This window comes from Neisseria animaloris (genome assembly GCF_900637855.1).
Lineage (GTDB): Bacteria > Pseudomonadota > Gammaproteobacteria > Burkholderiales > Neisseriaceae > Neisseria > Neisseria animaloris.
Genome location: NZ_LR134440.1, coordinates 1047736 through 1063794, shown reverse-complemented (window position 1 = coordinate 1063794; position 16059 = coordinate 1047736). Strand labels below are relative to the sequence as shown.

The following is a 16059-nucleotide window of genomic DNA, read 5'->3' as shown; positions in this document are numbered from 1 at the left end:
AAGTACAACAAGCTTCGAAAAGGTGGGTAAATGAAAGTTAAGTGAAATTGTAAATGTTCTATGCAGCACTTAAGATGAAATCAGCCTTGCCTCCATCAGGCGCGGTTCTCTGTTTCTAATTTTCACTAGATATAAGGATTCATTTGATGCAAACAGTAAAAATCCTCGCTCCTTTGGCTTTGGTTTTGGCTGCTGCGGCTTGCAGTACCGACGGAAATGGACATGGCGGTGCAGATGTGGGCCAACAGGCTGCTCAAACGTTCAGTTGCCAAAACGGATTTGTTGTGGCAGTAAAAAATGCAGGCCAAGATAAAGTTGCTTTGGAATATGGTTTGAGCGACAGTAAGAGCCGTGCGGTATTGTCTAGTGCGGTTTCCGGTTCCGGTGAACGTTATGTTTCTAACGATAAGAAAACCGAATGGCATCAAAAAGGCGGAGATGCTATTTTGAGCTTTACCGATCCTTATGGCAATGTAACCGAAACTTCTTGCCAAGCTCAATAATTTATCTTTTCTAAATATTAAAAATCATCTGATGGTTTTGGGATGAAGCTGCCGGAAAACGGGCGGTTTGATTATTTCTTTGCAGGCCCGATTTCCCTGTTGCTCGGAAATCGGGCCTTTTGATTTTAATGTTTAATTTTCAAGACTCGGGTTACTTGTTTTCAGACGGTCTTGCATATATCAAACATTATTCGCTAACGGTTTTCCGAATCAGTTTTTCCGCATTAGCCAATGTGTTTTCTACATCGCGGTATTCGATGTGGCTGCCGCGGATAAGGGTGCGGATGTCGGTAAATACGGCTTTTACTTGCCCGTTGGTTTCGGTTACCAGTACGCGCATGGGAAGTTGCAGAGCGAATTCGGGGTCTTTCAACATTAGCGGCGTACCTATTTTCGGCTGGCCGAACACTATCACTTTGGCCGGTTGCATGGTCAGGCCGTATTTTTGTGCGGCGGCTTGGTGGTCGATAACGGTAAATACAACCATGCCTTTGGCTTTAATGGTGTTTTCCAAACGGGAAACGGTTTCGTTGAAAGTGTAACGGCTGGCTACGGAATGGATGGTAGGTGCGGATGATTCGGCATGTTCGCCTGTATGCGGAGTATGTGTACAAGCTGCCAAAGTGATGGCGGCGATAAGGTAAAGGGCTGTTTTCAAGGGTTTCATAACGTCTCCTTTTGTGGCAAATGTTTGAAAGGCATAAGGTAGAACGGTAAAAGTTAAACAAAAAGCAGGCTTATTGTAAACCTGCTTTATTGATTAAATGTAAGTTAGACGTTCAGGCCGTCTGAAAACTTACAATATTATTCAAAATTTAATACTGCCGAAGTGTAAACGTTTTGTACGTCGTCCAAATCTTCCAGAGCATCAATCAGCTTCTGCATCTTTTCTGCATCTTCGCCGCTCAATTCGGTTTCGTTTTGGGCGCGCATGGTAACGTCGCCGTCTTCCGATTTGAAACCCGCCGTTTCGAGAGCGGCTTTTACGCCCGCCCAATCGTTGGGGGCGGTAATCACTTCGATTGAACCGTCGTTATTGGTGACTACATCTTCCGCACCGGCTTCGAGGGCCGCTTCCATTAATGCGTCTTCGTCTACGCCCGGAGCGAACAGCAGATAGCCCTGATGTACGAAGTTGAAGGCCACGCAGCCGTCGGTGCCGAGGTTGCCGCCGTTTTTGTTGAACGCGTGGCGTACGTCGGCAACGGTACGGGTTTTGTTATCGGTCAGACAGTCTACCATCAAGGCGGCACCGCCGATGCCGTAGCCTTCGTAGCGCAGTTCGACGTATTCCGCGCCTTCCAAATTGCCCGTGCCTTTGTCGATGGCACGTTGCACGTTGTCTTTGGGCATGTTGTTGTCGAATGCTTTGTCCATTGCCAAGCGCAGGCGGGGATTGGATGCGGGATCGCCGCCGCCCATTTTGGCTGCTACGGTGATTTCTTTAATCAGACGGGTGAAAATCTTGCCGCGTTTGGCATCTTGACGTTCTTTTTTGTGGCGGATGTTCGCCCACTTGCTATGGCCTGCCATATTGGTTTGTCCTTTCAATGCCGCTCCTGCGGTAAACAGGGCGGGCGGGTAATTTTGAGGCGTGCATTTTAGCACAAAAGATTTGGGGAGGAATGCAGCGCACAGGCCGTCTGAAAAGTTTTCAGACGGCCTGTGCGGGCGGATAAGCCGGATGCTGACGGTAAAGTAGGGAGGCTGTTATAAATCAAGCTTTGCCGGATCGGTGCCGCAGAGGGGTAAATTTAAGGTATGATTACTTGCTTTTTTTGCTGTAAGCGGAAAAGGCAGTGTGATTAGCTGTTTGATGTATCGCGGAGATGAAAAGTATGGAAGAGATGTTGTCCTCGGTAGTGAATGCCGTCAATTCAGTGCTGTGGGATTATCTTTTGATTTATGCCTTGTTGGGCATCGGTTTGTTTTTTACCGTGTATCTCGGTGCGCCGCAGATTGCTAAATTCGGTACGGCGGTGAAAATGGTGTTCGGCGGGTTGTTTAAAAAGCAAGACGGGGAAAAAGACCACAAATCGCTGTCGCAATTTCAAGCGCTTGCGGTAGCGGTGTCGGCACAGATCGGCACGGGCAATGTGGCGGGCGTGGCCACGGCGATTACGGCCGGCGGGCCGGGGGCGATTTTCTGGATGTGGCTCTCGGCATTGCTCGGCATGTCGACCATTTTTTCCGAAGCAGTGCTGGCGCAGAAATACCGCATCGTCAGCCACGGCAAATATATCGGCGGCCCTGCGTTTTACATTTCACGCGGGCTGCCGTCGAAAATCGGTTCGTCCGCGGCCAAAGTGCTGGCCGGGATTTTCTCGGTGGCGATTATTCTGGCACTCGGTTTTATCGGCAATGCAACGCAGGCAAACTCGATTGCTTCGGCGGTAACGGTGGCGTTTGACATTCCGTCGCTGGCGGTGGGAATCATGCTGGCTGTTTTGGCAGGCATGATCATCATGGGCGGCGTAACCCGTATTGCCAAAGTTACCCAGTTGGTCGTGCCGTTTATGGCGATAGTGTATATTTTGTGCGCGATTGTGATTTTATTCCGCTTTTCAAACCATATCGTGCCGATGATCCAGCATATTTTTACGGCGGCGTTCAGCCCCGCCGCATTGGGAGGCGGCTTGGCCGGTATCGGTATGCGCGAAGCCGTTCGTTACGGTGTGGCGCGCGGTTTGTTTTCCAATGAGGCGGGTATGGGCTCCACTCCGCATGCCCATGCCACCGCCGATGTGAAACATCCCGTTCAGCAGGGGATGGCGGCTTTTGTAGGGGTGTTTATCGACACGATTCTGGTGTGCACCGCCACGGCGTTGATTATTTTGCTTACCGATGCCAACCTGCTCGGTTTGAAAGGCGCGGCGGTTACGCAGGAAGCCTTCAATATTGCATTCGGCAGCTTCGGCCAAAAACTGCTGGCCGTGTGTTTGACTTTCTTTGCGTTCACCACCATCATCGGTTGGTATTATTTCGGCGAATCGAATATCCGCTATCTGTTTAAAAACAAATACCTGAGCGTATACCGCCTGCTGGTGCTGACGGCGATTGTGCTCGGCACGCTGGGCAAGGTGGATCTGGTTTGGAATATGTCGGATATGTTCAACGGCTTTATGGTGATTCCGAACTTGATTGCGCTGTTTTTATTGCGTAAGGAAGTACGGGAAGTGTTTGACGATTATCTGCGTCAGAAAAAAGCAGGGCAGGAATTGTCTTACCCTTATCAAGAGCATCTGTAAATCAATCATTATCGAAGGTACCTTCATCCTTGAGGCCGTCTGAAAAGTTTTTCAGACGGCCTCAAGTTATCCGGCCTGAAAGCAAATCAAATATCTAAGAGGCTTTGGCCGAAGAAGCCGCCTTTTTCAACGCCCGGCAGCGTGAAGAAATAGCCGCCGCCGAAGGGGCTGATGTATTCTTCCAGCGGTTCGGTATCGAGCAGTTTTTGCACGAAGATGAAGCCGTCTTCCAGATTGGCCTGATAGCAGATAAACACCAAGCCGACATCGAGTTGGCTGGCTTTGGAGAGGCCGCGCGAATAGTTGTAAGGCCGTCTGAACAGTTGGTGTTTCTTCATAAATTCGGGGTCGCGCGGGTTGGCGACGCGTATGTGGCTGTCTTTCGGAATCACTTCGCCTTCGGGGTCTTTGCTGTAATCGGGAACGTCGTTTTCATATTTCATGCCCAAGGGTGCGCCGCTGTATTTTTCGCGTCCGAAAATACTTTCTTGCTCTTGCAGCGGTGTTCTGTCCCAAAATTCGACGAAATGGCGGATGATGCGCACGGCTTGGTAGCTGCCGTTTTTCGTCCACGCGGGTTCGTCCAAGCTGTTGGCGGCGATGCCCGTCCATAGCACCTGATCGGCGGTTTTGGGGTCGGCTACGTTGGGGTTGGCAGTGCCGTCGTGGAAGCCGAGCAGGTTGCGGGCGGCGGAACCGGGTTCGGATTTGGGTAGGAAGCCGTCTATGCTCCAGCGGATGATGGCGTATTGCGCGGTGTTTTTGATGATGTCGCGCAGGGCGTTTTGGCAGGTTTCGGGGGTAAAGGCACAGATTTGCAGGCTGAGGTCGCCGTCGCTCCATTCGGCTTGCAGTTTGTCGTTGAAGAAGTCTTTCATTTCCTGCAGGTGTTTGGGTTTTTTGGCGGCCAGCCCGAAGCGTTGGTCAAACAGGCTGGCTCCGACGCTCAGGGTAACGGTTAGCCCGTCGGGGCGGATGATTTTGCCGAGTATGCCGCTGCCCGAAGGCGGCAGTTTGGCATCGCCGTCTTGCAGTTCGCCTCCTTGGGTGAGAAATTCGATGCGGCTGGTGATGATGCGGAATAGTTTTTCCAATTCTTTCGGGGTTTTGGCGAGCACGTCGAAAGCAGCCATGATGCCGAATTGTTGGTGCGGGGTGGTGATGCCTGCCTGATGTTGGCCGTAGCAGTTGTAGCTTTCTGTGGAATGCTGCATGAGTGCGGCTTTCTCTTCGTTGCGGCCTTTTTTCTCGCCCCATGTGAAACCGCCCGCGGCAGCGACAGCACCGGTGGCGGCCGCGGCAACGGCGGCTTTGAGGAAGGTACGTTTTTCGGGTTGGATAGGGGATTGGTTGTCGTTGTTCATGATGGTTTTGTTACATTAATGTTTTCAGACGGCCTTTTGATGTACTGAGGCCGTCTGAAAAGGGTTGATGAAACAGAAATCAGTTAAGGCCGAGTGTGCCGCGAAGTTTGGCTAAGTCTTCGGCCAAGGCGTTAATCGGTGCTTGTAAGGTTTTACGGTCGGCTTCTGTAAGCTTGTCGTAGGTTGCAAAGCCGTCGGCGGTTTTGTATTTCGCCAAAATGTCGTTCACGGCTTTGAAGTTGGCATCGACGTTATCCAGCAGAGCTTTGTTTTTTTCGGCAATCAGCGGGTGGAACAGAGCAACGATTTTTTGTGCGCCTTCCATATTGGCGTTGAAGTCGCTCAAGTCGGTGTGGCTGTAACGGTCTTCTTCGCCGCTGATTTTGCTGTTGGCCACTTCTTCAACCAGCTCTGCCGCACCACCGACTACTTTGTTGGGCGGGAAGGTCAGCACGTCGATTTCCTGCTTGAGTTTTTTCACGTCTTGTTCGAGCTTGTCGGCCACGGCTTCAACGCCTTTGGTGGTTTTTTCGATCCACAAGGCGTGTTCGATGCGGTGGAAGCCGCTGAAGGCTGGGTCTTTGGGGCCGGCTTTAAAGTCGTCTTCACGCGCGTCGATAGCGGGGTCGAGTTCGTTAAACAGCTCGGCAATCGGTTCGATGCGCTCGTAGTGGGTACGGGTGTCGGCAAACATGGCTTTGGCTTTGTCGGTTTCGCCCGCTTTCACGGCGGCAACAAAAGCGGCGGTTTTGCTTACCAATTGGTCGGCTTCCTGTTGGACATAGGTTTTATAGTCGGCCAGCGGTTGGGCGAGTTTGGCCATATCCGCTTCGCCGCCCGCCTGTTTGAAGCCGCTGTCGGTTACGGTGAGTTTGCCGCGCGGGTTGTTGAGCAGGCCGCAGGTCATTTCGTATTCGCCGGGCAGCAGGGTAACGGTCATTTTGTCGGCAAGGCCGGGGGCGATGTTTTCACGTTCGTCCACCACCATCACGCCTTTTAAGATTTCCCATTCGAGCTTGCGGCTGCTGTTGTTTTTAATGTTGAACACCACTTCGCCGCTGGGCACGGTGAGTTCCATCGGTTCGCATTTTTCATCGTTAACCGCCATATTGAAGCTGCCGTCTTGCGCTTTGGCTTCGGCCGGTGCGCCGGATGCGGGCGCAGCGGTTTTTTCGGCTTCGGGCGGTTGGCAGGCGGAAAGGCCGAGCGCGATCAATACGGATAAAGCGGTTAGGTTCAGTTTCTTCATGTTTTACCTCTTTCTCAATTTACTGGGGATTTTCCAACAGCTGCAGCCGGTGAGCTGCCGCGTAAAAACCAATACATCACGGGAATCAGGTAGAGCAGCCACACCAAAACTTCGCCCTGCGTGGGGTGGTCGGTATAGCCGAAAAAGCCGCCGAGCAATACGCCCAGCGGGCTGTCTTCGTGCAGGATATGGGAAATGTCGAAAACGATGGTTTGCAGCCGGTTCCATACGCCCGCTTCATGCAGCGCACGTAGCGAACCGGCGAGCAGTCCGGCGGCCACAAAAATCAGAAAAACGCCCGTCCAGCGGAAAAATTTCGCCAGATTCAGGCGCATACCGCCCTGATAAACCAACATGCCGATTACAACGGCTGCCGCCAGCCCCAGCACCGCACCTGCCGGCATGTGCCAACTCGGGCTTTGTTGGAATACGGCAAGCAGGAAAAACACGCTCTCCAAACCTTCGCGGGCTACCGCCAAAAAAGCCATACCCACCAATGCCCAGCCTTGCCCGCTGCTGCGGTTTAAGGCCGTCTGAACCGAATCGTGCAGATGCTGCTTCATGGAGCGCGCCGCTTTCTGCATCCATAAAATCATGTAAGTCAGCATGGCAACGGCTACCAGTCCGATGATGCCGACGACCAATTCCTGCTGTTTTTGCGGAATTTCGCCGGTGGCGGTATGGATACCGTATCCGAGAATCAAGCACATCAACGCGGCTAACAGCACGCCCAGCCACACTTTGGGCATTAAATGACTGTTGCCCGACTGGTGCAGAAATCCGGCAACGATACCCACAATCAAAGCTGCTTCAATGCCTTCGCGAAGCATAATCAGAAAAGCAATCAACATAATTTCATTCTTGGGGGGAGATTGTTATCGGGTTATATGCTTATTTTTTTAATAATGCAAATCGTTTTTATTATTGGTTTGAAAGATGGGATGAGTGTTGGTTCCGTGAATATTTAGATATTAATTTGATAAGGGATAGTTTGCTTCAGAGGGTTAAGGGAATCGGAAATACACAGGGATATAATAGAAATAAATCCGGCAAGGTCAAGCGGATGCCTTGCCGGATATCAAGTGGGAAAACCAATGCGATTTAAAATAACGCTTCCATACGCACCAATACTCCCGCATGGTGTTTACGGTTTTCTTTGCGGTTATTGAGATAATTGATTTCGGGTTGAACAAACAGCCATTCGCGCCAAACCGGTTGCCGCCAGCCTGCAAACGGGCCGTAGCTGTTGAGTTTTACCTTTTTGTTTTTGATGTCGCCGCCCGTGTAGATGCCGTAGTTCAGGCGTTTGTGATTGGGAAAATCGTGTTGGCGGTAGAGGCTGTTGCCCCATGTCCAATGTTCGTCTTGGTCTTTGTGGTTGTATTCGATATTCAAGTGGTTGGCGATAAACGGTTTGCCGGCTTTGCCGTGGCGCACTTCCCAAGTGGTGCGGGTGTGGTGTTCGCTTTTGAGGCCGTAGCGGTAAATTTGTTCGACGCGGGTGCTGAAATCGTTGCCTAAATCCCAATCTTTACTGCCTTTCAAACGCACATATAAATCGTCGCCGGAGCGGATACCGATATCGGCATCGGTGTCTATGCCGGTGTATTTGCCGATGTCTGACCAGCGTAGTGCAAGAGATGAGTTGCTCTCACGGGTTTCGGTTTTGCTGAAGGTTTTTTGGCGGTTTTGAACGGTTTCGTCGTATAGATGACCTGTTTGCTGCGGCTCACTGTCCAACGAATCATCACCGAATACCACGTTCAGGCGTTTTTGCAGCACGGGCAGCTTCACTTTGCCGCGAACACGGGGCTTGACGGAAAAATCGTCGTGTTTGTTCCATGAGGTATCAACGATCAGGCGCAGGTTGGCAGTAGCGGGGTTGTCGGGATCGGGGTCGCCGAACCAGTCGTCCATATTATGCGCCCAGCCGCTCAGAGTGATGCGGATGTCTTTATGCCTTCTGTCCACCCAAGTATTGTGTTGTTCCTGCTCTTCGGCAGGGGCGGAGCGGGTAACCGGCACATAAACCGGTTGTTGTTCCGAGACGGCTTGCGTTTTCGCTGAAACCGGCTCTTCGGCCGGCATGTGATCAGCCCAAACGGTGAATGATGCTGCACCGGCCAGCAGGCCGAGAGAGAGGTGGTGGATAGCGCTCATGGTCTGTTTCTCCTTCTTTATCTTTATGTCTACGCGCTAGCATACTAAATTTACACCGCATTTGCCATAAGGCCGTCTGAAAAGCGGCCTATGCTAAAATAACGCCTTATTTTCAAACAGCCTCTTCATTTTCTATGCTCAACCCACACCGCCAGCTTACCGAACTCGTGCGCCTGCTTCAGGAACGCAGCTACATTTTCCCTGCCGACCCGCAACCCATTACCGAAGCCCTGCGCCACGCCGACGGCAATTCCGAAACCAAACTCAACCGCCGCGCCGAAATGATCGACAGCGACCACAAGCTGCAAGACAGCCTTGCCCGCGTCCGCAGCCTGTTTGCATGGCTGCTGCTGGCGGCTACCGTGTTTTGGCTGGTAAGTGGGTTTCTCGGCACCTTTACCCTAATGCAGCAATCGGGGCTGAACTTCTTTTTCGTGTTGGCAGGTGTGCTAGGTTTGCATACCTTAATGCTGCTGGTGTGGCTTGTCGCCGTAGGCATGCGCTTTAAACCCAACGGTTTTTTTGCCAATCCCGCCATGTGGATACGCGGCAAAGACCCCGTTAACCAAGCCATCCTGCGCCTGTATAGCGACGAATGGAGCAAGCCCGCCACCCGCTGGCTGATCGGTCAAACCACCCACCGTCTGTGGCTGGCCACCCTGCTCGGCATGCTCGCAGCCGTCGTGCTGCTGCTCACCGTGCGCCAATACACCTTCAATTGGGAAAGCACCCTGTTGAGTGACGGCACCTTCGTCAAAGCCGTGCAGGTTTTATCATGGCTGCCCGCCAGACTCGGCTTTCCCGTGCCCGATACCGAGGCCGTCTTAAACAGCCGTCTGAACAACGACATCACCGCCTCCCGACAATGGGGCGGCCTCTTAATCGGCAGCATCATCTGCTACGGCCTGCTGCCGCGCTTCGCCGCATGGCTCGTGTGCAAAATCCTTTCCCGCCGCACCCAAAGCCCGCTGCCGCTTGAAAAACCCTATTACCAACAAATCATCCAACAATGGCAGCAGCGCGTTGTCGATGCCGACACCCAAAGCGAAACCGTTACCGCCGTCGCCCCCAAAATCAGCCTCAACCAATCCCCCAAATGGGCCGTGATGCTCGATGCCGAATGGCCCGACAAAACATGGTTCAAACACATCTTAGGACAAGATTGGCTCGACAAAGGCACCGCCGACAGCCGCGATGCCGTGGCCGTCTTAAAAAACGAATTGCAGACACAGCCCGCACAACTGCTGATCGGCATCCGCGCCCGCAGCGTGCCCGACCGTGGCATTCTGCGCCAAATCACCGCTTTGGCCGAAGCCGCACAAGGTGGAGCAGTGGTGCAGTTGCTGGCGGAAAAAGACTTTTCAGACGGCCTCGAAGACTATTTAAGCCAATGGCACGCAGCCCTAACCGAACGCAGTTTGCCGTGGTTGAATCCGGCTAGGGTTAGCCAGCAGGAGCGGTTGGAGCGGGAGGCCGTCTGAAAAACAAAAAGCCGTCTGAAAAATAAATTTCAGACGGCTTTTTGTTTTTTATGGTTAAGATAAATTAATGGTAGCCCGTTATTACAACATAGCCTTTTGCGCACATACAACGCCTCAGTTTTTAGCAGTCTGTTTGCAAGATAAATTGCTAACTAAGGCTTTATGGTGGCAAAAGATTACTTGAGTCGTGGTTGTTTATTGTGAAGGTTTTTATCACAATTTGAATTTAATTAAGAAAATATATTCACTTTTTATTTGAACTACTTTTGCTTGATGGTGGATTGTTTCCTCTGCCACTGCCGGACGGATTACCTGTTTTACTCGGCCAGTTCGGATTGTTTGAACTACTTTTGCTTGATGGTGGATTGTTTCCTCTGCCACTGCCGGACGGATTACCTGTTTTACTCGGCCAGTTCGGATTGTTTGAACTACTTTTGCTTGATGGTGGATTGTTTCCTCTGCCACTGCCGGACGGATTACCTGTTTTACTCGGCCAGTTCGGATTGTTTGAACTACTTTTGCTTGATGGTGGATTGTTTCCTCTGCCACTGCCGGACGGATTGCCTGTTTTACTTGGCCAGTTCGGGTTATTGTTTTTTGCTGCACACATTTTTGTATTATCTCCTTAAATAATATGTTTTTTTTAGCTGAAAATTTTTTATAAATAAGAAGTAAATATAAATTAAAATGAAATCTAATTCAATCACAGTTGGAAAATATACCATTAGAATTAATTGTTTAGTAAGCACGGCTTTTTATACTTTATATAATATATATACATGGAAAAACCTAACCTATACCTTACAGCTCAGTTCTCACACAGGACATGTATCAAATACGCTGTCTGAAAGGAATCTCTCACGAAGAATTGGTATTTGAAGTAGGAATCAGTAAAACCTATATTTGCAAAATAGAACGGGGCAGCAGAGCGGTGTCGATTGATATAATGGGACGGATTGCAGTTGCGCTGGAATTGCCCTTAGAAGAATTGTTACAGCGTGATTTGGCAAAACTAGGCCGTCTGAAATAAATTCTGTTTATTTCAGACGGCCTAGTTTTATGGAGATATTTGATGGATTTATATTAGCTAAACTATTTACTTAGTAACACAATAGTAGGGGTGGATTGTATATCAGCCCGTGTTTACATTTCTGGAATATCTGGACAATCCTTGTAAGATTTGCCGCTGCGGGCGGATATGTAATCCGCCCCTACAACATTGCAGAGAAAAATTTTACTTGTTTATCAAATCAATTGCTTAGCAACTGTTCCGTCATGCTTGAGTTAAGTTCGAGTATGACTGTTTTGTTATTAAAATTAAGTTGATTGACTATATTAAGCCTGAAAATACTCAGAAAATTAAAAAACAGCCATCAATTCTATGTGCATTAGCATTTATACTTTTAAGTTAACGAGAATACCTTGTCGGTACAAGACCTGCAGCCTAAAATGCAGGCTGTTAATTCAATGTAAGCTTTTGCCATGCAAAATCCCCTATCCCTAGCCGTCGTCGGCCACACCAACACCGGTAAAACCTCTCTGCTGCGTACCTTGCTGCGCGACAGTCAGTTCGGCGAAGTCAAAAACGCGCCCGCCACTACGCGCCATGTGGAAGAGGCGGCGATTAGCGACGGCAGCAATACGCTGGTTTACCTCTACGACACGCCCGGTTTGGAAGATGCGGGCGGTGTGCTGGATTGGTTGGAAGCCAATACTTCCAGCCGTTCAGACGGCATCGAGCGTTTGCAGCAGTTTCTCGACAGCCCTGAAGCGGCAGGCGATTTCAATCAGGAAGCCAAAGTATTGCGCCAGCTTTTGCAGAGCGATATGGCTTTGTATGTGGTGGATGCGCGCGAGCCGGTGTTGAACAAATATAAAGACGAGCTGACTGTGCTTTCGTGGTGCGCCAAACCCGTGATGCCGGTGTTCAACTTTATCGAAGGGCAGGATTTAAGCGAATGGACAACCATGCTGGCGAGGCGCGGGCTGCATGTTTACAGCGGATTCGATACCGTTGCCTTTGATTTTGAAGGTGAAATCCGCTTGTGGGATAACCTCGCCACCATGCTGCCCGAACGCGATACGCTCGACCGCTTGATGGGGATGCGCCGCCGAGAATGGCAGAAGCTCGACAGCGATGCCAAACACGATATCGCCCATTTTCTGCTCGATGTGGCTGCGTACAAGCAGGAAATTGACGAAGACGACAACCCCGAACCTGTATTGCAAACCATGCAGGCCGCTGTGCGCCAGTTGGAACGTCAGCTTCAGCAGCAGTTATTCCAAACCTACCGTTTTTACCACAGCGAAATCGACACGGGTGAATGGGCGTTAAAAGAATTCCGCCAAGACCCGTTTGACGCGGATTTACTTAAAGAATACGGTATCCGCACCGGTACGGGCGCGGCCACGGGCGCGTTAATCGGCTTGGGTGTGGACATGGTAACGCTCGGCGGTTCGCTCGGTTTGGGCACAGCCATCGGCGGCGTGCTCGGCGGTGTGCTGCCGAACATGCAAACCATCAGCGATAAATTATCCGGCATTCAAACGCTGCATATCGACCCCGAAACCATCACATTATTGGCCGCCCGTGCTTTGGATTTGCTCAACGCGCTGCAAAAACGCGGCCATGCGGCGCAAGCCCAGATTCAGATGCTGAGCGGCAAAACGCCGTGGCAGCCTTCCAAACTGCCGTCTGAATTGAACAAAGCCAGAAGCCAGCCGAAATGGTCTGCTTTGAACACGCATTTGCCGGAGCAAAGCAGGCGCGAACGTGAGGAAGCGGCAAAGGTATTGACGAGGAAGTTATAGAAAGTAGGGGTAAGTTGTGGAAATGGTGTTGCAATGATTATTTTTAACGCATAAAAACCTGAAAATTCAATGCTGTAAGCATTTTTCCTTGTTGAAATCGAAAATAAAACAACATAAATTTGTTGTTTTTATGGTACTTTTTTAGAGCAAATCGAACAAAACCGCAAAATGAAATTGACCTGTCGTGGCGATAAAGGCAAAATGCTTTCCATCGAGTTGCTTAATGCAGCTTGATTTTTCTCCTCTATTTCTCCTTTGTAGACTTGGCGCATATCCCAAAGATATGCGCATTTTTTTTTATCTGTTTGATTTGATCTCTGAAAAGCCCAGTTTTTTAGAGGTGGAGTGAAGAAGCCCTGATGTTGTTGGTTGCAGCTGGTTTTTGTTCGCAAAAGGACATTTATTTTAGAAATAAAGCTACATAAAAAAATTAAAACGACTATATTAAGAAATATAATAAGAAAATATCTTGACGGTTATGATGTAGGGCGTGCATAATTTGCTCCGTTAGCTGGTTCGAGTAGTCAGTTAATAGTTTCTCCTCTATTTCTCCTTTGTAGACTTGGCACACATTCTATGGAATGTGTGCATTTTTTTCGACTTATTTTCTGAATCTGTTAAGTTATATTGTTTCATGCGGCCTTTGACAGGCCTATTTTTTTGTATGAAATTGTTGTCTAATTACTTGCGGTGTATTGAGGCAATGTTCGATAAACAACATTTTTCTATACGTTCTGTTCAGGCTATATCAAGCCTTTCAAACACGTTAAAATACATAATATTTTTCAGACAGGCTTATATTCGTTATGTCGGTACTTACAGAATTAATTGAAACCGAATCGCCCACAGTTGTTGCCGAAACATTGGATTTTTGCTTGCATGAATGCAGCATCGACGAAGCTCCGAGCGTGGAGGAAGTGGCAAAGTGGCGGGATATCCTGCGCCGACGCGGAGGTAAATTTGCGCGTTTGGCCGAGGTTTGCCAAACTTGGTTGGAAGAAGAGGGAGAGGACGCAGGCATCGGATAAGCGGTGCCTTTGCAAGATTTTATCCGGTTTGCGGTTTTCGATACTGACTAATGGTATTTGCTGCTTATGAACATTCCCGCCAATAAATTTTCCCTGTTTGCATTGCTGTGGTTTGCAGCGGGGGTGTATTTTTTGATATTCCGAGAGGCTGACGGTTCCGTGCCGCCGTTTGCGCATTTTGATAAAGCAGCGCATTTCGCCTTGTTTTTTGCCCAATTCTGGTTGTGCGCCAAAGCCTTTATGAGCGATCGCCGACCGATTCCTTATATTGCATTGCTGGCGGTTGCTGCTTTGCTGGCTGTGGCAAGCGAAGCGGCGCAGGCGATGTTTACCCAAACCCGCGAGGGCAGTGCAGCTGATGCTTTGGTTGATATTGCCGGGGCGGTAACGGCTTTGTGGTTGGCGCGGAAAGTTGATGCAAATGAGCCGGAATCGTCATAATAAAGATTTCAGGCCGTCTGAAAATAAGCGTGGTGCAGTTTTTGCGGGGCAAATGTTTTCAGACGGCCTCTGTCATTTCTATTTATATATGTTGGATAAGAAAGAATCATGTTATGGAACCCTTTGCCGAACGCCGTGCCAAATTACTGCAACAAATCGGCCGCAACAGCATTGCTGTGTTGTTTTCAGCACCTGAACAGCGTCGCAGCAACGATACTTCGTTCCCTTTTCGCCAAGACAGTTATTTCCATTACCTTACCGGTTTTCCCGAAACCGAGGCGGTGTTGATGCTTGACGGCACGGCGCAAACAAGTACGCTCTATTGCCGCGATAAAGATTCGTTACGCGAAACGTGGGACGGTTTCCGCTACGGCCCCGAAGCGGCACGCGAGGTTTTTGATTTTGATGCGGCTTACAGCATCAGCGAATGGAGTGACCATATTCCCGAAGCCCTTACCAACAAACGCCGCTTATATGCGCTATGGGGGCAATATTCCGAACAAGACTGCGTGCTGATGCAGCATTGGAGCCGCGTTCGGCAAGGGGCGGGGCAGCGTATTCAGGCCAATACTTATGCGCCCGACACGCTTGCCGATTTGTCGGTGTTGTTGGATGCGATGCGCTTAATCAAAGACGACAGCGAAATCGATTTATTAAGGAAAGCAGGGCAAATCAGCGCGCTGGCGCATATCCGGGCCATGCAGAAAACCCGGCCGGGTATGGGTGAATTGCAGATCGAGGCGGAAATATTGCATGAATTTATGCATCACGGCGCACGTTTCCCTTCCTATAACACTATTGTTGCCGGCGGAAAAAATGCCTGCTGCCTGCATTATGTTGAAAATAAAGATTTGCTGAGAGACGGTGATTTGCTGCTGATTGACGCGGGGGCCGAATATCAGGGTTATGCGGGCGATATCACCCGTACGTTTCCGGTGAACGGCAAATTCAACGCCGCCCAAAAAGATCTTTACGAAGTGGTGCTGGCGGCAAACAAAACCGCGATTGATGCAGTTAAGCCCGGAATCAACTGGGCAGATATTCACCGCAGTGCTTTGGCTATTCTGGTGCAGGGCATGGTGGATCTTAAACTGTTGCAAGGTTCGGTGGAGGGTAATATCGAATCGAATGCCTACCAACGTTTTTACATGCATGGTTTGGGGCATTGGGTGGGCTTGGACGTACATGATGTCGGAGGTAGGTGGTTCAACGGCCAGCCCGTATTGTTGCAACCGGGTATGTGCACCACCATCGAGCCCGGAATTTACGTGAATGCCGCCGATGATGTGCCGGAAGCGTTCCATAATATCGGCATCCGTATTGAAGACAATGTTTGCGTAACGGCAAACGGCTGCGAAGTTTATACGGCTACCGTGCCGAAAGAAGTTGCCGAAATCGAAGAAATCATGCGCGGTTGAGCGGGGCAACATGAACCGGCAAATTAAAGAAACCGTACAAACCGTACGCCGTCTGAAAAACGAACGCACGGACGAAGAACGTCTGCAAGGTTGGCAGGAGGTTTGTACGGTGAAAGGCTTGAGTGGCGAGTTTGCCGTGGCCGCAAAAATAGGCGGGGAGGCTTATACTGAAGAACAGGTGAAAATGGTTGCCGAATTGTTCGGACGCTGAGGTCGGTTTATTGTTAAGCTCACTCAGGCCGTCTGAAAACGTTTTCAGACGGCTTTATCTTATGGGCATCTGCTTTCCCGCTCCGCCAAAATTTACCTGCCGCAGGGTAATTTCCGATTGGAAAGCCTGCTTAAAAAATGTACAA

Annotated in this window: 16 protein-coding genes; 10 read left to right on the top strand and 6 right to left on the bottom strand. The window is 50.0% G+C overall.

The features are described 5' to 3' along the window. Positions 1–146 precede the first annotated feature (146 nt). Positions 147–503: an MliC family protein gene (locus EL216_RS05025; RefSeq protein ID WP_085389301.1), complete on the top strand. Its 357-nt coding sequence runs from the start codon at positions 147–149 to the stop codon at positions 501–503. Positions 504–690: 187 nt separating this feature from the next. Here the strand turns inward: EL216_RS05025 and EL216_RS05020 are convergent, their stop codons facing one another. Beyond that, complete coding sequence (locus EL216_RS05020) at positions 691–1161, bottom strand: DUF302 domain-containing protein (RefSeq protein WP_085389577.1); 471 nt, start codon at positions 1159–1161, stop codon at positions 691–693. A 146-nt stretch (positions 1162–1307) separates the two neighbouring features. Next, positions 1308–2036 carry a YebC/PmpR family DNA-binding transcriptional regulator gene (locus tag EL216_RS05015; protein WP_085389578.1) on the bottom strand — a complete coding sequence of 243 codons (729 nt, stop codon included), beginning with the start codon at positions 2034–2036 and terminating at the stop codon, positions 1308–1310. 305 nt (positions 2037–2341) lie between these two features. Between EL216_RS05015 and EL216_RS05010 the strand changes: the two genes are divergently transcribed. Beyond that, positions 2342–3751 carry an alanine/glycine:cation symporter family protein gene (locus tag EL216_RS05010; RefSeq protein ID WP_085389579.1) on the top strand — a complete coding sequence of 470 codons (1410 nt, stop codon included), beginning with the start codon at positions 2342–2344 and terminating at the stop codon, positions 3749–3751. 86 nt (positions 3752–3837) lie between these two features. Here EL216_RS05010 and efeB read toward each other — a convergent pair whose 3' ends face one another. The 4 genes from efeB to EL216_RS04990 all read right to left on the bottom strand — a co-directional run bounded on the left by efeB (position 3838) and on the right by EL216_RS04990 (position 8524). Next, positions 3838–5115 (bottom strand): iron uptake transporter deferrochelatase/peroxidase subunit, encoded by a 1278-nt coding sequence (efeB, locus tag EL216_RS05005; RefSeq protein WP_085389302.1) that lies wholly within the window; start codon positions 5113–5115, stop codon positions 3838–3840. A gap of 79 nt (positions 5116–5194) precedes the next feature. Beyond that, positions 5195–6364, bottom strand: coding sequence for an iron uptake system protein EfeO (efeO, locus tag EL216_RS05000; RefSeq protein WP_085389303.1), 1170 nt, complete (start codon positions 6362–6364; stop codon positions 5195–5197). Positions 6365–6378: 14 nt separating this feature from the next. Continuing rightward, a complete protein-coding gene (efeU, locus tag EL216_RS04995) occupies positions 6379–7215 on the bottom strand; it encodes an iron uptake transporter permease EfeU (protein WP_085389304.1) in 837 nt (278 codons plus the stop codon). A gap of 250 nt (positions 7216–7465) precedes the next feature. Next, positions 7466–8524: a hypothetical protein gene (locus tag EL216_RS04990; RefSeq protein WP_232005271.1), complete on the bottom strand. Its 1059-nt coding sequence runs from the start codon at positions 8522–8524 to the stop codon at positions 7466–7468. 134 nt (positions 8525–8658) lie between these two features. On the opposite strand from EL216_RS04990, the gene EL216_RS04985 reads away from it, so the two are divergent. The 8 genes from EL216_RS04985 to EL216_RS04950 all read left to right on the top strand — a co-directional run bounded on the left by EL216_RS04985 (position 8659) and on the right by EL216_RS04950 (position 15914). Next, a complete protein-coding gene (locus tag EL216_RS04985) occupies positions 8659–10005 on the top strand; it encodes a DUF2868 domain-containing protein (protein WP_197720443.1) in 1347 nt (448 codons plus the stop codon). A 266-nt stretch (positions 10006–10271) separates the two neighbouring features. Next, positions 10272–10634, top strand: a complete 363-nt coding sequence (locus EL216_RS11055; RefSeq protein WP_164713855.1) for a hypothetical protein — start codon at positions 10272–10274, stop codon at positions 10632–10634. A gap of 197 nt (positions 10635–10831) precedes the next feature. Next, positions 10832–11035: a helix-turn-helix domain-containing protein gene (locus EL216_RS04975; RefSeq protein ID WP_085389306.1), complete on the top strand. Its 204-nt coding sequence runs from the start codon at positions 10832–10834 to the stop codon at positions 11033–11035. 452 nt (positions 11036–11487) lie between these two features. Continuing rightward, complete coding sequence (locus EL216_RS04970) at positions 11488–12816, top strand: DUF3482 domain-containing protein (protein ID WP_085389307.1); 1329 nt, start codon at positions 11488–11490, stop codon at positions 12814–12816. A gap of 806 nt (positions 12817–13622) precedes the next feature. Continuing rightward, positions 13623–13844, top strand: coding sequence for a dioxygenase (locus EL216_RS04965; protein ID WP_085389308.1), 222 nt, complete (start codon positions 13623–13625; stop codon positions 13842–13844). Positions 13845–13910: 66 nt separating this feature from the next. Next, complete coding sequence (locus tag EL216_RS04960; RefSeq protein ID WP_085389309.1) at positions 13911–14285, top strand: VanZ family protein; 375 nt, start codon at positions 13911–13913, stop codon at positions 14283–14285. Positions 14286–14398: 113 nt separating this feature from the next. Then, positions 14399–15703 carry a Xaa-Pro aminopeptidase gene (gene pepP / locus EL216_RS04955; protein WP_085389310.1) on the top strand — a complete coding sequence of 435 codons (1305 nt, stop codon included), beginning with the start codon at positions 14399–14401 and terminating at the stop codon, positions 15701–15703. Between the two features lie 10 nt (positions 15704–15713). Further along, on the top strand, positions 15714–15914 hold the full coding sequence (locus tag EL216_RS04950; protein ID WP_085389311.1) for a hypothetical protein: 201 nt from the start codon (positions 15714–15716) through the stop codon (positions 15912–15914). Positions 15915–16059 lie beyond the last annotated feature (145 nt).